The organism is Paenisporosarcina sp. TG20 (assembly GCF_000286315.1).
Classification (GTDB): domain Bacteria; phylum Bacillota; class Bacilli; order Bacillales_A; family Planococcaceae; genus Paenisporosarcina.
In genome coordinates, this window is record NZ_ALJG01000312.1 from 1 (window position 1) to 20558 (window position 20558).

At 36.4% G+C, this 20558-nt stretch carries 22 protein-coding genes and 1 riboswitch; of the genes, 17 read left to right on the top strand and 5 right to left on the bottom strand.

Annotation, left to right across the window (positions count from 1 at the left end; translation table 11 throughout):
- The first annotated feature begins 266 nt into the window (after positions 1-266).
- Together eis and B371_RS0111840 are read left to right on the top strand one after the other, a co-directional pair.
- Positions 267-1091 carry an enhanced intracellular survival protein Eis gene (gene eis / locus B371_RS0111835; RefSeq protein WP_026023042.1) on the top strand — a complete coding sequence of 275 codons (825 nt, stop codon included), beginning with the start codon at positions 267-269 and terminating at the stop codon, positions 1089-1091.
- On the top strand, positions 1079-1525 hold the full coding sequence (locus B371_RS0111840; RefSeq protein ID WP_026023043.1) for a sterol carrier protein domain-containing protein: 447 nt from the start codon (positions 1079-1081) through the stop codon (positions 1523-1525). Before eis ends, B371_RS0111840 begins: the two co-directional genes overlap by 13 nt.
- A 68-nt stretch (positions 1526-1593) precedes the next feature.
- On the opposite strand, the gene B371_RS0111845 is transcribed toward B371_RS0111840, so the two are convergent.
- The 4 genes from B371_RS0111845 to B371_RS0111860 all read right to left on the bottom strand — a co-directional run bounded on the left by B371_RS0111845 (position 1594) and on the right by B371_RS0111860 (position 3670).
- Positions 1594-1914, bottom strand: a complete 321-nt coding sequence (locus B371_RS0111845; RefSeq protein WP_019414532.1) for a thioredoxin family protein — start codon at positions 1912-1914, stop codon at positions 1594-1596.
- 71 nt (positions 1915-1985) lie between these two features.
- Positions 1986-2300, bottom strand: coding sequence for a spore coat protein (locus B371_RS0111850; RefSeq protein WP_019414533.1), 315 nt, complete (start codon positions 2298-2300; stop codon positions 1986-1988).
- Entirely contained in the window at positions 2297-2557 is a 261-nt protein-coding gene (locus tag B371_RS0111855; protein ID WP_019414534.1) for a hypothetical protein, read from the bottom strand. The genes B371_RS0111850 and B371_RS0111855 overlap by 4 nt, the downstream gene beginning before the upstream one ends.
- A gap of 165 nt (positions 2558-2722) precedes the next feature.
- Entirely contained in the window at positions 2723-3670 is a 948-nt protein-coding gene (locus B371_RS0111860) for a nuclease-related domain-containing protein (RefSeq protein ID WP_019414535.1), read from the bottom strand.
- 794 nt (positions 3671-4464) lie between these two features.
- Here B371_RS0111860 and B371_RS0111865 point away from each other — a divergent pair.
- From B371_RS0111865 to B371_RS0111935, 14 genes are all read left to right on the top strand, one after another.
- On the top strand, positions 4465-6831 hold the full coding sequence (locus B371_RS0111865) for a 3-hydroxyacyl-CoA dehydrogenase/enoyl-CoA hydratase family protein (RefSeq protein WP_019414536.1): 2367 nt from the start codon (positions 4465-4467) through the stop codon (positions 6829-6831).
- Positions 6832-6860: 29 nt separating this feature from the next.
- Positions 6861-8036, top strand: a complete 1176-nt coding sequence (locus B371_RS0111870; RefSeq protein WP_019414537.1) for an acetyl-CoA C-acetyltransferase — start codon at positions 6861-6863, stop codon at positions 8034-8036.
- A gap of 96 nt (positions 8037-8132) precedes the next feature.
- Positions 8133-9917: an acyl-CoA dehydrogenase family protein gene (locus B371_RS0111875; RefSeq protein ID WP_019414538.1), complete on the top strand. Its 1785-nt coding sequence runs from the start codon at positions 8133-8135 to the stop codon at positions 9915-9917.
- Positions 9918-10188: 271 nt separating this feature from the next.
- Positions 10189-11208 carry a DUF3231 family protein gene (locus B371_RS0111885; protein ID WP_019414540.1) on the top strand — a complete coding sequence of 340 codons (1020 nt, stop codon included), beginning with the start codon at positions 10189-10191 and terminating at the stop codon, positions 11206-11208.
- 50 nt (positions 11209-11258) lie between these two features.
- The gene (locus B371_RS0111890) at positions 11259-11732 is read left to right on the top strand and encodes a hypothetical protein (RefSeq protein ID WP_019414541.1); all 474 of its coding nucleotides are present in this window, start codon (positions 11259-11261) and stop codon (positions 11730-11732) included.
- Positions 11733-11891: 159 nt separating this feature from the next.
- Positions 11892-12764 carry a DUF3231 family protein gene (locus tag B371_RS21745; protein ID WP_019414542.1) on the top strand — a complete coding sequence of 291 codons (873 nt, stop codon included), beginning with the start codon at positions 11892-11894 and terminating at the stop codon, positions 12762-12764.
- 212 nt (positions 12765-12976) lie between these two features.
- Entirely contained in the window at positions 12977-13336 is a 360-nt protein-coding gene (locus B371_RS0111900) for an arsenate reductase family protein (RefSeq protein WP_019414543.1), read from the top strand.
- A 74-nt stretch (positions 13337-13410) separates the two neighbouring features.
- On the top strand, positions 13411-13791 hold the full coding sequence (gene gcvH, locus B371_RS0111905; RefSeq protein ID WP_019414544.1) for a glycine cleavage system protein GcvH: 381 nt from the start codon (positions 13411-13413) through the stop codon (positions 13789-13791).
- A gap of 294 nt (positions 13792-14085) precedes the next feature.
- On the top strand, positions 14086-14427 hold the full coding sequence (locus tag B371_RS0111910) for a toprim domain-containing protein (RefSeq protein ID WP_019414545.1): 342 nt from the start codon (positions 14086-14088) through the stop codon (positions 14425-14427).
- A 12-nt stretch (positions 14428-14439) separates the two neighbouring features.
- Entirely contained in the window at positions 14440-14748 is a 309-nt protein-coding gene (locus B371_RS0111915) for a thioredoxin family protein (RefSeq protein ID WP_019414546.1), read from the top strand.
- Positions 14749-14804: 56 nt separating this feature from the next.
- Positions 14805-14911, top strand: a riboswitch (SAM riboswitch).
- 87 nt (positions 14912-14998) lie between these two features.
- Complete coding sequence (locus B371_RS0111920; RefSeq protein ID WP_019414547.1) at positions 14999-16024, top strand: methionine ABC transporter ATP-binding protein; 1026 nt, start codon at positions 14999-15001, stop codon at positions 16022-16024.
- Positions 16017-16685, top strand: a complete 669-nt coding sequence (locus tag B371_RS0111925; protein ID WP_019414548.1) for a methionine ABC transporter permease — start codon at positions 16017-16019, stop codon at positions 16683-16685. Before B371_RS0111920 ends, B371_RS0111925 begins: the two co-directional genes overlap by 8 nt.
- A gap of 61 nt (positions 16686-16746) precedes the next feature.
- A complete protein-coding gene (locus B371_RS0111930; protein WP_019414549.1) occupies positions 16747-17571 on the top strand; it encodes a MetQ/NlpA family ABC transporter substrate-binding protein in 825 nt (274 codons plus the stop codon).
- 865 nt (positions 17572-18436) lie between these two features.
- On the top strand, positions 18437-18964 hold the full coding sequence (locus B371_RS0111935; protein WP_019414550.1) for a hypothetical protein: 528 nt from the start codon (positions 18437-18439) through the stop codon (positions 18962-18964).
- Positions 18965-19006: 42 nt separating this feature from the next.
- Here B371_RS0111935 and B371_RS0111940 read toward each other — a convergent pair whose 3' ends face one another.
- Positions 19007-19303 carry a hypothetical protein gene (locus tag B371_RS0111940; RefSeq protein ID WP_019414551.1) on the bottom strand — a complete coding sequence of 99 codons (297 nt, stop codon included), beginning with the start codon at positions 19301-19303 and terminating at the stop codon, positions 19007-19009.
- 27 nt (positions 19304-19330) lie between these two features.
- Between B371_RS0111940 and B371_RS23780 the strand changes: the two genes are divergently transcribed.
- Positions 19331-19483, top strand: a complete 153-nt coding sequence (locus tag B371_RS23780; RefSeq protein WP_019414552.1) for a hypothetical protein — start codon at positions 19331-19333, stop codon at positions 19481-19483.
- Positions 19484-20558 lie beyond the last annotated feature (1075 nt).

A 20558-nucleotide genomic window follows, 5' to 3' on the forward strand; every position in this document is an offset into this window, starting at 1 on the left:
GTATAATTGTTCGGGAATTCAGGCTTCAATGGTTCGAGTCGATGTTTGCGATCAATCAACTTTAAATTCAATACAACAAGAGTCTTTCCGTATTTATAACAGTACGGAAAAACTCTTTTATTGTAAAATCTAAACTAAGTTCAATATTTCTGAGTCCAAGTATGGATGAACATATAGCCAAGTATTTAAATAAAAGGCTGTCCACTTGTAATATAAAGTTGCCAACTGTTTTAACTAATATAACTTTCTAAAGATGGAGGTTAATAATGATTCGATTATTAGAAAGTAAAGATATGATAGATGCTGCTTCAATTTGTGCAATGGCATACCCTGGGATGAATATTACGGAAGAAACTCCACGGATGAATTTCGTAGAAAGATTGATTTTTGAGCAAGAAACCGAAAATGATTTGAGATATTATGGGTTATTTTCAGATACAAATAATGAGCTGATTGGTTTGTATCGACTTCATGATTTTCGATGCAACGTAAACGGGGAATTAATTCGTATTTTCGGAATCGGTATGGTTGCAGTACATTTCTTTCATAAGAAAGAACGTATTGCCTTCAGACTTCTACAACATTTTCATTCATTAGCAGAGAAAGAAAACATTGCCCTTGTTTCCTTGTATCCATTTAATCCTTCTTTTTATCATAAGATGGGCTATGGATATGGCCCGACCCGGTATCAATATCGATTGAAGCCTACTAGTTTTCCGAACGAAGGGAATAAAGAAAGAGTTGTGTTGTTGAATCCTAATCATGTAGAAGAAATCACTGAACTCTACAACGATTTCACCTCTAGACACCATGGAATGATTGAAAGAACATGGAATGAACGAAATTTAATTAAGAAAAAAGCATCTTATTATGCAGGAGTTTATGAAGACGATAGATTAATTGGTGCTATCGCTTACCGTTTAGAACCAATAAAGGATAGTCATTTTCTACATCATGATTTAATAGTCTACGAGTGGGTTTGGTCAAAACCGAGTGCTTTTATAGACATTTGTTCATGGTTATATTCCAGCAAGATCAAGTGGATCGGATTGTCATCCGAACACACGATGAGTCTTTTATGTACCAACTAAATGATCCTAGAAATGATACTAACCGATTGATACCGAGTGTTTATCACGAAGTAGCACAGGTAGGTAGTGGGTTAATGTACCGGATAACATCTATTGAGAACTTTGTGAAATTAACAAGTTTTCGTTCACTTCCTCGTCCAGTTAAACCGGTCTCTATTACTCTTTTTGTGAATGATCCTTTTATGATGCAGCAAAATGGAGGATATAAATTAACATTTATTGATGATTCTTGGAACGTAGTGAGAATAGAGGTTTCGGAAAAAGAAGCAAATGTTGTGCTATCTATTTCAGATTTAAGCTCTTGGTGGATGGGGTGTGTCAGTTTAACTCAATTCGTCCATTATGGAAGAACTTCTGTAAATGATTATTCTGCTTCCGATTTGGATAAGTGGTTCAAACCGCATACTAAACCGATATGTTTGACCTCATTTTAATCAACAAAAAACCAGTACTTCACATTAAGAGAGTGAAGTACTGGTTGAATATTTATTATTAACTGGTTCTAACCAATCTGGCTTTGCAGAAATTCAGTTACTTGTTCAGGAGATTTTGCGTTCGCACTATGCAAATGTCCTTTTTTCTCACTACTTTGGAAAATTAAAATGCTTGGAATGCCCATGACCCCATATTTTTCAGCGATTTCAGGCAATTCATCGTTATTTATATCGTACCATGTATATTGATTGTATTCTTCAACAATTGGGTCAATAAACATATCCATCCGTCTACAATCAGGACACCAACCTGCATGGAATTTTATAATGACTTTTTTATCTGAAGAGATAATCTGGTTAAAGTTTTCAATAGTTGTAATTGAATTCATAACTATTCCTCCTAGCTTTGTATAGGAACAGTGTACAACGTTTTAGGTTAAGGCGTTAACAATTTGTTTCATTATTGAAGTTGTTGTTGTTTATCGTCTTTAAATTGTTGCACAACCTGTTGAATTTCTTGTGAATCTGCTGGAGTTAGTACATACCAACCATGTGTAAAATGCAAGTCATAAAAGCTGCGTTGTTGTTTAGATGTATTTCGCAATTGTGAAAAGATTATCTGATATAAATTATCGTGACTAGCTTCATGCATAGCGGTCTCATAAGAATGGCATAAATATTTCTCCATTGAAAGGGCATCACTTAATATGTCACGATCATTCAGGCTTGGAGTTTCAGGATATGGAGTTTCGGGATTTTTTATTGGTTGACTCATGATACGGCCCCTCCATCTCCTTGTTGTAATGCTTTTAATAGTTCGTCATAATGATTCACATGCATTTGTTCAGCAGTTTCAAATTCTTTTTTCAAATCTGGAAGTTGGCAATTTTCAGCAGCCCAATTCATTTTTTTTGCTGCTAGTAAGTTCCAAGACATCATATCTTTAAAATAAAGAAAATCCTTCGTTGAAACCATCTTTGGTGGTTCGGGATAAAGTGCTTTTTCATCTTTTGGTTGTGAAAATAAATTCATTACGTGTGTCCTCCTCTTTATTCAATATAGTGTGAGAAGATAAGGGTAACAATATACATGGATGGCGCGTCTAAATTGGTTATTCCGCGATACTGAAGTTTTTTCCCGCAATTTTTGAATTAATTCCGCGATAATTTAATTTTTTCCCGCAATCTTTGAATTAATTCATATTTTCTTTCCTAAATTGTAAGAAACGCCCTTCGTTGTTCCTTTCGAGACACACTTTAAAGATTTCAATAAGCGATAAGCTATATCATCACTCTCTAAACCCAACCAATCCCGACATCTTTTGTTGTTCACTTCCTTACCTATAAGATAATGGTAGCTTTCGAACGCGGGCAGATGTGCGTATTTATCCAACGCGCTACATGAACAAATCCAGCCCTTTTTCACGCGTTGCATGCCGAGCTTCCCACAAGCCACGCAACGGACACCTCGCCGCACGACTTGTTCAGAAATGTTGAGGATCTCACATAGCGGATATTTTATTTTCGGCTCAATCATACCTTTTAAAGTTTGAATCAATTCGATCACATCATGAACAGAGGATGTCGATATATCAACTTGTATGTTTTCTATTCGTGGTACGAGTTGATCAGCAAAAGAAATCATATGTTTATCCAATGGTTTCCCGCGTATAATGGTGGAAGGGTAGGCGAACACTACTATCCCGTAAATAGGGATATTAATCCCTTTTAATAACAATTGTCTTCTTAAGTAACGAACATTTCTCTCCAATTGATTGATCGGATTCTTGAATCCATCTACAGAACCATCTGCACGTTGTCGCATAAACTGATCAAGCTCGGTATCAAAATCTACAATCCCGGAAATGTTTTTAATCTCCAAAGTATAAATATAATGAGGTGTAATTAGCAATCCATCAATTTGAATAAAATCGTTCCACACCTCAAAATCAATTATATAATGCCAATGAAAGGGAAGATTCAGCTCTTTTAAGTGATTTGCAATTTTCATCTCTCCGCTCAACCCACTTTTCATCATATAGTACTGTTTTGAAACGAATTCAAACGATATACCGTGACCCGACACACGGTGCATCAATTCGAAAAGTTGATCCCGATATAATAGCTGTTCATGAAATAAATTCAAATAAAACACCCTTTATTCAGAGAGTATCACACGTGTAAATGAAGTATATGGTTCATGAATAATCAAGCTAGAACGCTAAACAAGGGCGAAATTGAATTTTGCCCTCATTTTAATCATTAATATTACACTTTCCTACCCAAAACAACCTTCAAAATTTCATTTTCCAAATAACCCAAGGTTCATCAAAATATTTATAAAGCATGAAAAGACTCGAAAATGACCCATTTTTATTCTCGAAATCCCGGGATTACAGTACTTCCCTTTGCGATTTTAAATTGTAGTGACCAAAGGAAAAATAGTGATATAGTGGATAGTATTGCCTTGTTCAGCTTTTGTGATTATTGTGGAGTTGGAATATGAATAAAGAGGTTGTTCAAAAAGTCCGCTAAAAATAGCTGTCGTATCTCTTCGTTGGCTTGCTTCTCTGCTCCTCACGTATCAACACCATACGCTCCGGTGCTCGAAGGCTACGCCTCTACCTACTCGGCTCTTTTTATGCTCCTTTTTGAACACGCACTAAAAGTACGCTAAATGCACATTTGTGAAAAAAGGATGATCACGATTGCACTGACAGAATAGTATGAATTAACTAATAAAATTTGTAGTGACCAAATAAAAAACAAAAATCCTGATATGAAGGGATTTCCGTGTACTTGAGATGAAAGTCGGGTTTGCATTTAAATATTGCGAAAACAGAAAAAATGTACTAAACTAATAGACATAGATGTTGTTTCTATTTTTTTATTAAAAAAATGAATGAGCATTCATTCAAAATTTTAAAGGAGGCTTTGCACGTGACTTATCAAATTAAAAAAGCTGCAGTTTTAGGATCTGGTGTAATGGGTTCAGGTATCGCTGCTCATTTAGCTAATATAGGAATACCTACATTATTGCTCGATATGGTTCCTCGCGATTTATCAAATGAGGACAAAGGTAATTCAAAAGCACGCAACCAAATTGCGCAAGGAGCTTTAGAGAAACTTCTTAAGCAAAAGCCTGCACCACTCACGTCGAAGAAAAATCTCTCATTAATAACTGCTGGGAATTTTGAAGACGACTTAGATAAATTAAAAGATGTAGACTGGATTATCGAAGTAATCATTGAAAATCTTGAAATAAAAAAAGTTCTTTACGAGAAAATAGACGCTGTTCGTAAGACAGGAACTATCATCAGCTCAAATACATCTGGAATTAGTATTAACGCAATGACAGATGGTCGTTCTGAAGATTTTCAAAAACACTTCCTTGGAACACATTTCTTTAATCCACCACGTTATTTAAAATTACTTGAAGTAATTCCTGCAAAGTCAACTTCTGCAGAAGTGGTTGAATTCATGAAGGAGTTTGGAGAAGATCGTTTAGGTAAAGGTGTTGTGCTTGCAAAAGACACACCAAACTTTATTGCAAACCGCATTGGAACGTATGGACTTCTTGTTACACTTCGTGAAATGTTAGCAAGAGGTTATTCGGTTGGTGAGGTGGATTCCGTTACAGGACCTATAATAGGACGACCGAAATCCGCAACGTTCAGAACGCTCGATGTTGTTGGCCTTGATACATTTGGCCATGTTGCCAAAAATGTATATGAACAAACCACGGGTGAAGAACAAAAAGTATTTGAAGTGCCTGTGATGATTACGAAAATGTTAGAGAATGGTTGGTTAGGTGCAAAATCAGGGCAAGGATTCTTCCAGAAAAAAGGGAAAGAAATACATGAATTAAATCCTGAAACGATGGAATATGAGCCTGCTAAAAAATTGAAAACTCCATCACTGGAAGTGGCGAAGCAACAAAAAGGACTTGCTGCAAAAGTGAAAACTTTAACCTATGCAAATGATCGTACAGGTGAATTACTTTGGAGCATATTAGCACCAACACTCGTGTACTCTGCGAAACTACATGGAGAAATTGCTGATGATATTATCTCAATAGACAAGGCGATGAAGTGGGGCTTTGGTTGGGAACAAGGGCCATTTGAAGTATGGGATGCTATAGGGGTTAAAGAATCTGTTGAAAAAATGAAAGCAGAGGGTCTAGAAATCCCTGCATTCGTTCAATCCCTTCTTGATAGTGGAAATGAATCTTTCTATAAAGAACAAGATGGCGATACGTACTACTTTAATGGGTCAGAATATTCACTTGTTCCAACTAATGAAAAGGTAATAAACCTTAAACAATATAAAAAGAAACATGGTGTCATCAAAAAGAATTCTGGTGCAAGTTTACTAGACCTAGGAGACGGAATTGCATTACTTGAGTTCCATTCACAATCAAATGCAATTGGTCTAGATATTATTCAAATGATCAACTTCGCTGTAGAGGAAGTTGAGAAAAATTTCAAAGGGCTTGTCATTGGGAATCAAGGCAAAAACTTCTGCGTAGGTGCTAACCTTGGCATGATTTTAATGGAAGCACAAGATGATAATATCTTTGAACTTGATTTCACGGTTCGTTCTTTCCAAAATGCCATGATGAAAATTAAGTATAGTTCAAAACCAGTAGTTGCCGCTCCATTCGGTATGACATTGGGTGGAGGCGCAGAGGTTTGTTTACCAGCTGCACATATTCAAACATCAATGGAAACATATATGGGCTTAGTAGAAGTTGGCGTTGGACTAATTCCAGGCGGTGGCGGAAACAAAGAATTGTATATGAAACACTTAAAAGGCCTACCAAATGGAGTTCAAGTCGATTATCAATATGTTGCAAACAAAGTATTTGAAACAATTGCAATGGCAAAAGTATCGACTTCAGGTGAAGAAGCACGTGAAAATAACTTCTTGAACTTTGCAGATGGAATCAGTGTAAATGCTGATCACTTAATTTATGATGCAAAACATGCAGCCCTAGCCTTATATGAAAATAATTATAAAGCACCACTTCGTGAAAAAGTTCCTGTAACAGGAGAATCAGGTTATGCGACATTGATTCTAGGAGCTGAAGGTATGTTCCTATCAGGGTTTATTAGTGAGCACGATTTAAAGATTGCTAAAAAATTATCCTATGTGTTATCAGGCGGTAAAGTACCATACGGAACATTAGTAGACGAACAATATTTACTAGACTTGGAACGAGAAGCGTTTTTAAGCTTAGTAGCTGAACCAAAATCCCAAGCTAGAATGCAGAATATGTTAGTAAAAGGAAAGCCATTACGTAACTAAAGTTGCGTCTGGCAAAAGGAGGATAACTCATGCGCGAAGCAGTACTTGTAGCAGGTGCAAGAACACCTGTAGGAAGATCAAAAAAAGGTTCTCTTGCAACAGTACGACCAGATGACTTTGGTGCATTGGTTGTAAAAGAAACATTACGCCGTGCAGGTGGCTATGATGGCCCGATTGACGATTTGATTTTAGGATGTGCAATGCCTGAAGCAGAACAAGGAATGAACGTTGCGAGAAATATTGGTGCGTTAGCAGGTCTACCTGACTCAACGCCAGCAATAACAGTCAATCGTTTCTGCTCATCGGGTCTACAAGCAATCGCTTACGCATCAGAGCGTATTATGTTAGGACATTCACAAGCAATTATTGCTGGTGGAGTGGAATCAATGAGTATGGTCCCTATGATGGGGAATACAATCCGACCAAACGCGACGCTTGCAGAAACAGCACCTCAATATTATATGGGGATGGGACATACGGCTGAGCAAGTGGCAATGAAATACGGAATTAGTCGTGAAGAACAAGATGCATTTGCTGTTCGATCACACGAAAAAGCAGCAGCAGCGATTGCAGCAGGGAAGTATAAAGATGAAATCGTCCCGGTTGAAGTGACAAAACGCTATGTAGATAAAAATAATAAACCGCAAGAGAAAAAGTTTTTGTTCGAAATGGATGAGGGCGTCCGTGTAGGAACAAATATGGAGACACTTGCAAAACTTCGACCAGTTTTTAATGCTCGCGGTACTGTTACTGCTGGTAATGCATCTCAAACTTCTGATGGAGCTGGCGCATTACTCGTAATGGATCGTGAAGTTGCAGAAGCTCAAGGATTGAAACCACTTGCTAAATTCCGTTCATTTGCAGTTGGTGGAGTACCACCTGAAGTGATGGGGATTGGTCCAATCGTAGCTATTCCTAAAGCACTGAAAATTGCTGGACTTTCGATTGAGGACATTGACTTATGGGAATTAAATGAAGCATTTGCTTCTCAATCTATTCAAGTTATTCGTCATCTAGGAATTGATATTAATAAAGTAAATGTAAATGGTGGAGCAATTGCTCTTGGTCATCCACTCGGTGCAACAGGCGCCATCTTAACCTTGAAAATGGTTCATGAATTGAAACGCCAAGGTAAACAGTTCGGAGTTGTCACCATGTGTATTGGTGGCGGGATGGGTGCAGCCGGTGTATTTGAAATATTATAATTAGGTCATTCTAAAAGTTAGCTAGAATTATCCCTGTTATATTTTTATTGGGTCCAAATGCTATTCGAAGACGAGGTTAATAGGAGGAAAATAAAAATGACAAACACAACGACAGACATGATTAAAGGTGGAAGTTTTTTAGTTGAAGACATTTCAATAGATCGCGTGTTTACACCTGAAGATTTTACAGATGAACACAAAATGATTGCTAAAACAACGGAAGACTTTGTAGCAAGTGAAGTTGTTCCACTTATTGAAAAATTAGAAAATCATGAATTTGAGCATTCCGTGAAACTACTAAAATCTGCAGGAGAATTAGGTTTATTAGGAGTTGACATTCCAGAAGAATATGGTGGACTCGCATTAGATAAAGTTTCTTCGGCATTAATTGCAGAGAAAATGTCCCGTGCAGGTGGATTCTCGATTACACATGGAGCGCATGTTGGAATTGGTTCATTGCCGATCATCCTTTTCGGAAATGACGAGCAAAAACAAAAATACTTACCAAAGCTAGCAACAGGCGAACTAATCGCTGCTTACGCATTAACAGAGCCAGGTTCAGGTTCAGATGCTTTAGGTGCTAAAACTACTGCTAAGTTAAACGCAGAAGGTACTCATTATGTTTTAAATGGAGAAAAACAATGGATTACAAATGCAGGGTTTGCAGATGTCTTCGTTGTATATGCGAAGATTGATGGAGAGCAATTCACAGCCTTCATTGTAGAGCGTGAATATGCAGGTGTTTCAGTTGGAGCAGAAGAAAAGAAAATGGGTATAAAATCTTCTTCTACACGTACATTAATCCTTCAAGATGCACAAGTACCAGTAGAAAATTTGCTTGGTGAAGCCGGTCGCGGGCATGTTATCGCCTTTAACATTTTAAATATTGGTCGTTACAAATTAGGGGTAGGTACAGTTGGTGGTTCAAAACGTGCATTTGAGTTAGCGGTAACTTATGCAAACCAACGTCAACAATTTAAAACACCTATTTCTTCATTTAACTTAACAAAAGAAAAATTAGCAACAATGGCTTCAAGACTTTATGCTTCTGAGAGTTTAATCTACCGTACTGTTGGTTACTTTGAGGATCGTATGAGTCAACTGAGTGAAGAAGAGCAAAAAGATGGTAAAGCAATAGCAGGATCGATAGCAGAATACGCTATTGAATGTTCAATCAACAAAGTTTTTGGAACAGAAGTATTAGATTACATTGCTGACGAAGCGGTACAATTACACGGCGGCTATGGCTTTATGCAAGAGTATGAGGTCGAACGTATTTACCGTGATTCTCGTATTAACCGGATTTTCGAAGGAACTAATGAAATTAATCGTCTACTAGTTCCCGGCACTTTCATACGTAAGGCAATGAAAGGCGAACTTCCACTTTTCCAAAAGGCTCAAGCTCTTCAAGAAGAATTGTTAATGATGATGCCTGAAGAAATTGAAGATACACCTTTGGCACAAGAGAAAGCTCTTGTTCGAAACGCTAAAAAGATCGGTTTACTTGCAGCTGGCTTAGCTGCACAGCGTTTTGGTACAAAACTTGAGACTGAACAAGAAGTGTTAGTAAACATTGCTGACATCGTCAATAATTTATTTGCGATGGAATCAGCAGTACTGCGCACGGAAAAAGCAATTCAACGCGATGGTATTGAAAAAGCCAATCAAAAACTATTGTATACACAAATATTCTGCCAAGAAGCGTTTGAATCTATTGAAAAAGATGCAAAAGAAACGTTGATTGCTGCAGCTGATGGCGACAACTTACGCATGATGCTTTCAGCATTCCGTAAATTAACTCGCTCAACTCCTTACAATGTAATTGTGAAAAAACGTGAAGCCTCGGTTAAATTAATCGACGCTGAAAAATATATAGTTTAAATAGAAAAACCGAACGCCTCAAAAAAGGTGTTCGGTTTTTTTGTAAAAGGAGGTGAAATGAAAGAATGGCTTAAAACGCAACAGGAATTAACGGATTTAAAAACCATTGACCAAGTAGAAAAAGTTCACCAATTAAACGAATCTGTGAAGACATTTGTTACCGAATAAAGTATTCATCTGCAGTTGATATGAATATTATCACAAAAGAATAAATTAACGTTTTTTAACACAGATTAACCTTACTAATTTTTTTCCTAGGAGGAAAATAATATTGAAAACAAAACACAACATTGAGCTTACCTCGGCAGAAATCGCAAGCCTTTGGACATCCTATCAACAGGACTCTCTGTCAATTTGTACAATCGAGTTTTTTTTATTAAATATTAAAGATAGAGAAATTAGTACCATCCTTAAACATGCTCTAAAGCTTTCTCAAGCACATATCCAAAAATTAGAAGCCTTTTTTCAGAAAGAAGAATACCCCATTCCTCATGGTTTTTCATTGGAAGAAGACGTTAATTTGGAATCTCCACGATTATTCGCAGATGATTTTTACCTTTTTTACATACAAAATATGGGTAAAATTGGAATGGAAGGTAACACTATAGCTTTGTGTAATTCTGCTCGTTTGGATATTAGTGAATACTATACCGAGTGTTTGAATGAATCATCTAAATTATATAATATGTCAACGGGCGTAATGTTGTCTAAAGGGTTATTCATAAGGTCCCCTTATATTCCCAAACCGAAAATGGTGGAATATGTCCAAAAGCAAAGTTACTTAGCAGGGAAGATTAATCGCAGACCATTGAACGTTATTGAAACGTCAAATATTTACTTTAATTTGATACAAAATCAATTAGGTAGAACATTGGCAATGGGATTTAGTCAAGTAGCAAAGTCTCAAAGCGTTCGTGATTATATGATCAGAGGAATGGATATTTCTGATAAACAGGTTGAAGTTTTTGGTTCGATATTAAGTGAAGACCATCTTCCTTCAGCAAGTTCTTGGAGTACTTTACCTACAGACTCAACAGTTGCAGCATTCTCCGATAAACTGCTAATGGCTCATTTTAACGCATTAAACGCTGCAGGGATAGGACATTATGGGAGAAGTCTTAGTCAAAGTCCTAGACGTGATTTGGGGGCACATTATATTCGACTTATGGCGGAAATCGTTAAATTTGCGGAAGACGGTGCGAATATTATGATTGATAATAGTTGGTTGGAACAGCCACCACTAGCAGCAGATCGTAATAAATTGGCAAAACACAAGAAAAAAGAGGGTTGAATGATAGATCCAAGTGTTACTACTATGTCGCATCATTAGAAGTGGGATCAATGAAGAAAAATAAAATCGAGATACTTTTTTGGAGTATTGCTTTACCGGGGTTTGGACAAATTTTAAATGGGCAAATCATCAAAGGAATTCTTTTCATTGGACTAGAGATCTTGGTTAATTTTCAAGCGAACTTTAACCAAGTTATTCTTTTAAGCTTCAATGGGAAAATTCTTGAAGCTATTCATCAAACGGATTATGGGTGGCTAATGTTTTATCCTTGTGTGTACTTTTTTGCAATGTGGGACGCTTATAAAAATGCAGAAGGCATAACACCCCCTTATTCGTTTTTTCCATTTGTTCTCGCAGCTTATTTCGGAACAGTTGGAATAATCTATTCGTCTAGTTTGACGATATTTGGTGTTTTATTTGGTCCTCTTTGGCTATCGATGTTATTTTTTATTATAGGAATAGGAATTGGGTTACTCGTCAAGAGAATTCTTATAATAAAATCATCAGTTATTGATCAAAGTTAATAACTACCCATTGCTTATGTTATAAATATCGGTTAATTGTAAAGAATATATCCATATTGTTCATTGTTATTAGGAGGAAACACATAATGACTGAACATTAAACAAAACTTACATCAGCAGAAATAGCTTGAATTTGGACTGCCTATATGAATAAACACAATGTCAAATTGTATTTTGGGATACTTTCTTAAACATGTGGAAGATGAAGAGACGAAGTCTATAGTACAGTTTACATTTGACACGACATCAACTCATATAGAAAAACTATCAAGCATTTTTGAAAAAGAACATATTCCACTTCCTACAGGATTTACAATGGATGATGATGTCAATATTAACGCTCCTCGTCTTTATTCGGATATGTTTATGCTAACTTTCTTAAATCATATGTCAAAGATGTGGTTGCTTTCATATAGTGGATTTATCGCTATGAGTGCTCGGGAAGATATAAGGGCTTTTTTTATCAAAGGACTTGAAGAAACGTCCGATTTATTTAATAGAAGTTCAGAAGTTGCAATTTCACAAGGGTTCTTTGTTAGGGCCCCATATATAGCGTATCCAACGAAAAAGGACTATGAAGACTCTAAAAAATATTTTAGTGGAGTATCATTTTTCAGCAAACAACGTCCATTAAATACTGTTGAAATATCTCACTTATATATGAACATTCAAACAAACCTAATTGGTAGCAAGCTTGCGCTTAGTTTTGCTCAAATATCTCCAAGAGAAGAACTTCAGAAATGGATGTTAAGGGGTAACGACATTTCAAAGAAGCATTTACAAATATTCTCATCAATTCTTCTAGAAAATAATATACAACCACCAGTTTCATCAGATGCTGGTATTACTGATTCAACCACACCCCCATTTTCAGACAAAGTAGCACTGTTTCTTATGGGGGTATTAAGTGCTGCGGGGGTAGGCAACTATGCAACAGCCGCCGCCGCAAGTCAAAGAAGTGACCTTGTTATAAATTATGAACGGTTATCACTAGAAATTGGCCAATATGCCAAGGTAGTGCTTACATCATGATAGATAACAAATGGCTAGAACAACCGCCAGGAACCATTGATAAACAAAAACTATCTAAAACGAAAGACATCGAATAATTCTGTTTTTCATTCATTTCACTCCAGTATCTTAGGTTATCCTAGTACGTAATTTAAATAACGAATCCGAACGCTTTAATAGAGGTGTTTGGATTTATTATTTGCTACAATGAACCAAACTAAGGAGGTAAAATGATGGGAATTACGTATTATGGATACCCAAATTGTAGTTCATGTCGCAAAGCAAAAGCATGGTTAGATGTGGAAGGATTATCTTATGAAAATGTACATATCGTAGAAACACCACCATCAAAAGAACAACTGAAAAAGATAATAGAGACTAGTGGACTTCCACTTAAGAAGTTTTATAACACGAGTGGAATAAAATACAGAGAGCTTGGTTTGAAAGATAAAATACCTACAATGACAGATGATCAACAATTTGAACTATTGGCATCTGACGGAATGTTAATTAAAAGGCCCCTTATAACAGATGGAACAAAAGTGACTCTCGGCTTTAAGGAAGCAAGTTTTTTAGAGAACTGGAAGAGTTAGTTAAGAATTCTTGTTTTTAAGCAAAGATTATGTCAAACTATAGTTGAATGCATTACATATCTGGAGGGTTATTAATGAGCACACCTAAAGATTTACGCTACTCTGAAGAACACGAATGGGTTAAAGTTGAAGATGGAAAAGCACGTATTGGTATCACGCACTTCGCACAAGCTGAGTTAGGTGATATTGTATTCGTGGAACTTCCACAAGTAGGCGACGATATAAAAGCGAACGAACCTTTTGGAAGTGTTGAATCTGTTAAAACTGTTTCTGAACTTTATGCACCTATTAGTGGAAAAGTTGTTGAAGTGAACAGTGGCTTAGAAGATAGTCCAGAATTTGTCAATGAATCTCCATACGAAAATGCATGGATGGTTGTAATAGAGCCAACTGATGTTTCCGAGATAGACTCATTAATGTCGGCTGAAGAATATGAAAAAATGACACAAGAATAAAATCGTGAAAAACGCCGACACTTGTTCGGCGTTTTTTGCATATGTAGAGTATAAGTACGTTCAAACTATAGAATAAAATATGTCTTTACAAAGAACTAAGATGCTGTCAATTCTAATGTTAGAATACAACTAAGAGACATAGGGCAAACTTACAGCACCTTAGTTGACGTTAAGGTTCATTATATTCGCATAACTCTTTGACTAAGGATAAAAACAGAAGGTAGTTCAAGGGTTTTGCAAATCCTTTGGAACGTGCCTTTATAAGTTAGTCTAGTCTATCGAGGAGTGATTATCGTGTATTCAGATAAAGTTATTGTTGTGGAAGGTCGGTCAGACAAAGAGCGTATATTAAGACTTCTAGCGGAACCTATTAAAATAATCTGTACAAACGGAACCGTTAGTCCCACGCGACTAGAAGAAATATTAGCCCCTTACGACCAATCAGATATTTTTGTATTTGTTGATGCCGATGAACCAGGAGAAAAACTACGTGGACTTATTAAACGTGAATTTCCTGAAGCATTTCATTTATATACCGATCCCTCATACCGAGAAGTCGCTACTACCCCTATGAAAGTTCTTGCGACAGTTTTACTTGGTGCAAATATTGATGTGAAGACCGAATTTTTTGCATAAAGGATGAAGACAATGAAAGAATGGACTATTGCAGAGTGGGAAAATCATTCTCGGAAGCCAAACGTAACGGCGTATTATTTATATGCGCCTATGTGTGGAACTTGTCAGGTTGCATCTAGGATGTTGGATGTAGTGGAGGAACTCTTGCCTAATGTTCAAATGGGGCAGGCCAACTTGAATTACGTAAATAAACTAGCTGTAGACTATGAGATTGAAAGTGTTCCGTGTTTATTAATTGCTGAAAACAATGAAATACGAGACAAAATATACGCTTTTCATTCTGTTCCATACTTATTTGATAGATTAGGAAAAAAAGGTTGACGTGTTTTTTAGAACATGTTACATTATCATTCGTAACTTAAAACTAAATATCGTTGCTCTTATAAAGAGAGGCTGAGGGAAGTGCCCTATGAAGCCCGGCAACCGTCACAGTTTGTGAAATGGTGCCAAATCACTCAAAGTATTTTGCTTTGAAAGATGAGAGATCGGTCTAACGTATATATTTGTGCGCTTATGTCCCTTCTGCTTATCTGCAGGAGGGCTTTTTTTATTTAAAGGAAGGTGAAATGAAATGATTCAATTACAAAATTTATCAAAAACATTTGCGACAGGTAATGGTCAACTTGTTGCAGTGGATAACGTTAATTTGACTGTTGAGCAAGGTGAAATTTTTGGCATCATAGGCTACAGTGGTGCTGGTAAAAGTACTTTAATTCGATTGTTAAATGGTCTAGAAAAACCAACTTCAGGAAGTGTGACTGTAAATGGACAAGAAATCTCGTCTAGCTCAGGTCAAGCACTTCGAAGTGCAAGACAAAAAGTAAGTATGATATTTCAACATTTCAATTTATTGTGGTCTCGAACAGTAGAAGACAATATCTCGTTTCCACTTGAAATAGCAGGAATAAGTAAAGCAAATCGAACTGAACGAGTTAAAGAGTTAATTGAACTCGTAGGATTAACTGGTAGAGAAACAGCATATCCATCTCAATTATCAGGTGGACAAAAGCAACGTGTGGGAATTGCACGTGCACTTGCAAATAATCCCGAAGTACTACTTTGTGATGAAGCAACATCAGCACTAGATCCAGAAACAACGGACGCAATTTTAGAACTGCTAGTGGATATTAATAAGCGACTAGGATTAACAATTGTATTAATTACGCATGAGATGCATGTCATTCGGAAAATTTGTCATCGAGTAGCTGTAATGGAAGCAGGGAAAGTGGTTGAAATGGGTAGCGTACTTGAAATTTTCCAAACTCCAGAGCAAGCTATTACCAAACGCTTTGTTGCCCAAATAAATGGACCAGATGCAGTCAGTCAAACGATTGCTCATCTCATTGAGCAATACCCGTCAGGTAAACTAGTGAAACTTGTTTTTGTAGGAGACCGAACTGAACAACCAATCCTTTCGAGATTAATAAAACAATATCAAGTTGAGGTGAACATTGTACAAGGGAATATTGCCCAAACTCAAAATGGTGCATACGGAACGTTATTTTTACAAATTGATGGAAATGAATTAGCGATAGATCAGGCGATTCATTATTTACATGAGCAAGACGTACAAACGGAGGTGATCTCACATGATTGAAAACCTTCTACCAAATGTAGATTGGGACAAGATGTGGGAAGCCACATTGGAAACCCTTTATATGACAGCGATGGCCACAGGTTTTACTTTCGTAATAGGACTGGCACTCGGCATTGTCTTATTTTTGACAAGCCCCCATCAAGTATGGGCAAATAAAATGGTTTACTGGTTAACGGGTGCGTTCGTCAACATATTTAGATCGATTCCATTTATCATCTTAATCATTCTATTAATTCCATTTACAAAGTTTTTACTTGACACGATTCGTGGTGCAAATGCAGCATTACCGGCACTAATCATAGGTGCAGCACCATTTTATGCACGAATGGTTTTAATAGCTTTACGTGAAATTGATAAAGGAGTAATCGAAGCTGCTCGTTCAATGGGGGCAAAGACATCGACGATTGTGTGGAAAGTGTTTCTACCAGAATCGTACCCAGCATTACTTTCAGGTCTTACTGTTACAGCAATTGCATTGGTTGGTTATACTGCAATGGCGGGCATTATTGGAGCAGGTGGACTAGGAACCTTAGCATATCTTGATGGCTTCCAACGTGATCAGAAGGATGTAACTCTGGTTTCTACCATCATCATATTAATTATCGTCTTTATCATCCAATGGGTGGGCGACGGGCTTACAGCTAAAGCAGATAAGCGTTAAATTGGTGCCTCCGAGCTAAGCCTCGTTCACATATATATAAGAAAAAAGGGAGAGTTAAATTATGAAGAAATTTGTAGCAGGAATTTTGTTATCAGTAAGTGCAATCACTTTAGCAGCATGTGGAGGCGGAGAAGAATCGTCTACAGGTGGTGACAGCAAAGAACTACTAGTAGGTGCATCAAACGTGCCGCATGCAGAAATTTTAGAAAAAGCAAAACCCTTGCTTGAAGAACAAGGTATCGAGCTTGTAATTGAAACGTATCAGGACTATGTATTACCAAACAAAGATTTAGAATCTGGTGATTTAGATGCCAACTATTTTCAACATGTACCTTACCTAACATCACAAATTGCCGATCATGGCTATGATTTCGTCAATGCAGGCGGTATTCATATTGAGCCTATTGGTGTTTACTCTAAAAAATATAAGTCTTTAGATGAATTACCCGATGGTGGAACGATTTTAATTAGCAATTCAGTTGCAGACCACGGTCGTATTCTCTCAATGTTAGAAGCTGAAGGTCTTCTCACGTTAGCTGAAGGAATCGATAAAACCAAGGCTGAAGTGAAAGATATCGTTGAAAATCCGAAAAACCTACAATTTGAAGCGGAATACGAAGCAGCACTTCTTGTTCAGATGTATCAAAATGAAGAAGGCGACGCGGTTTTAATTAACTCGAACTATGCAATCGATGCTGGAATAAACCCATTGGAAGATTCAATAGCTATTGAAAAATCCGAGTCTCCATATGTAAACATTATTGCTGTTCAAGCTGGTAATGAAAACAATGAAGAAATAAAAGCCTTAGTTAAAGTGTTAAAATCTAAAGAAATTCAAGATTTCATTTTAGAAGAATGGGGCGGCTCAGTCGTACCAGTTAAATAATATTATTTTTAAAAGACGTCGGGTTTTCCGACGTCTTTTTATTATGCAGAAAGTACAGAGTATTCCCCTTTTTTTAGATGTATTCTTTTTAGTAAGTGGATGTGTCAAAGTAATCTCATCTTTTCGGAGAGAACACTTGTACATTCAAGGGTGGACTACAAATTTAAAATTGATTTACTAGCACGCGTTTTACAAGCAGTTGTACTAGGTGTTTTAGTCGGTTTCTTTGCCCCTGAATTCGTCGTGAGGTTTAAGGTGTCATTTAATGGATTGCTGTGTCATTAATTATCATTACTTTTATTGCCCTAGGATTGCTTAATATAACTATGAGAGTACAGAATTGACCAGAAAACTAAAAGTGTCACGTGCTATTTCATTAGGTTCTATTTTTATATAATCGATCGAGAAAAAATATTTACGCCTTAAGCTTCCGTATTTCTTTGTTTAAATTATTATCTGGGCTTATAAAAAGATAAAAACTATTATCTTTAATCAGATGCATTTTAAAGTATTAAAATTAATTTATTAGCACATATTGCTTAGCAGTAGCTATTTTAGTCATTAGTTGAACTCAAGAATATTGATGATCAAGGTGACATTCAAGGGAGTGAGTTATTGTTTCTTTGTTTTCTCCAAATGTTTGATGTGAGGTGATTTACCTATCATAAAATAACTTTATGATAGGTAAACTTGATTTGTAAAAGGTGTATATAAATGCATTGAAAAATTAATTTTACTAGTAATTTCAATCAATAATTTTGGTAATTTTCCAAATGTTTAAACTAATTCATGATTCTTGTGAACGGTCTATTCTATATGTTAATATAACAATGAAAAAACAATCACTTTAAAAGGAGTTTTAAATATGAAAAAATTATTATTCGTTTTAGCTTCACTAACATTTTTAATGGCCGCTTGTTCACCAGACGAAGAACAAGTTTCTGAAACACCAACAGAGGATTCTACAGCTAATGAAGTAGAAGCGAATCCAGCTTCAGAGATGATGGTATTTTACCCATCAATTTCTGAATCTATCAATAAAGTTGATACAAATTTAAACAATTTTGAAGCTGCACAAGCTGATGATACACTTCCTGAAGGTGCTGAACTTCAAACGATGATAGATGGGGCTAAACAAGCTGCAGATGACGTAGTGGCTCAGCTTGAAACTTTGGAAGTTCCTGAAGCTTTAGAAGAACAACAAGAATCTATAGATAGCGCTCTAAGTAAATTAAAAGAATCTTACACTATGAAATCACAAGCGCTTGCTTCTGAAGGTGAAGTCTTATTGGAAGATGCAAACGAACTTTTCCAAGAGGCTGACGCTGAATTTAATGCTGTACTAGAAGAATTAGAATTAATTGGTTCTAGCATCTATAACGAAGTAGCATAATAACAAAATTATCTGTATTTTTTCGGATACTAAGTAAAGAAGCTAAACACCTAGTAAGGTGTTTAGCTTCTTTATTTGTTTTTTTGAATTAGTTACATCATTAGAGTCTTTAAAGCATATTAAGTAAAAATAGCTGGTTGGGTATAAAACATGTGCGTACTTGAATAAGTTAGTTTGAACAGAAATAAACTGCGCCATAACAGGAAGTTTTTTAAAAACCCCTTTATGTGGATAAATATTTTTGTTTAAAGATGTTTGGATAGGGTAAACATAAAGTTGTGAAGGAAAACAACTCATAGTTGTGAGTTGAAATTTTGAAAGGAATGATTTATTATCCAATCACCAGATTTCCCCTACACAGAACGTATGAACCAAGCATTCAGGAGTGCGCACAAAGTTGGATTAGAGGATTACCAAAATAATCCTGAAGTACGCTTGCAAGTGGAAATGCAACGCCAACGTGATTACGAACTTGGTCAACAAGTTGCAGCTCAACTTGAACGACAAATACATCATTGAAAATAAATATAAACAAGAAAATATAAACTTTTTCCATTTTGCTCGACTAAGATTTTCAATCCAAAGCAACGTGGAAACCCAAGTCACACAGTATTGAAAATTCCATTTTCATTTGATTCTATTGTTGTGCTAGTTAAAGAAAGTCAACCCCACTTGCAAGATTGATGGATGGTTAGAGATACCCACTTTCCTGTGACACTCTCGCTGGCTCGATTAATGTAAAGGGTTTCGGTGCCTGTATAAGCCATAAATTGAAGAACAATGGTTTCTATTACCTTGGCAATTGACAGTATGGCGATAACCCCTTCTTACGCACAGGTAGCTAAATGAAACTACCCAACCTTAAAAAATGAAGAAAAAGGCTGAAATTGTATCTTCGGCCGCTTACTTTTATAAAATCAGTGACTATTCTCCCGTTAACCAAATCAAAAATACTATGTGTCCATGGGTTGAAGGGGCGCGTCGGACGCACACCCGCCGCAAGATTGCCTGGACGAAAAAAAGCGGAGTGCAGTGACGAAGTCACTGCACTCCGCTTTTAATCAATAGGTTATGATGCAGTGGGTTTGCCGTCCAAAGCGACCCGGAAACCAAAGTTGATACAGTATGGAATATCCTTTTCAACCGATACTTAAATCATTTGTACTTTCTTAAAAGGACCGGGCGTCATATTGCCCAGTTTTTCTTATAAGATAAGAATAAATATAAACCTCAAGGTCTTTTCTTCAATTAAGATTAGCAATGTCTAATCACCAGCTCACACCGCTTCTAAATATCCTCATTTAAACAGCAAGATTTCATTTCAAATGTCTCCAAACCAGAGTCGGGTTAGGAGACCCTGTTCCACAGTGGACCTTTGATGATCATGAATCAGTCTATATTAGGATTGGTACAAAAATGTCGAGGTAAAAGGCTTTTGTGCTTTTCTTGTTCATATATAGATGGATACAAAAATTCTCAATTACAAAGTCTTTATTGAAAATGAATTCTATTGTCCCTAATCATTATAATAAACATGCTAGTAATAGGAAGTTTCAATTGTCTTGTACAATTTTTCACTAGCGTTGCATAAAAA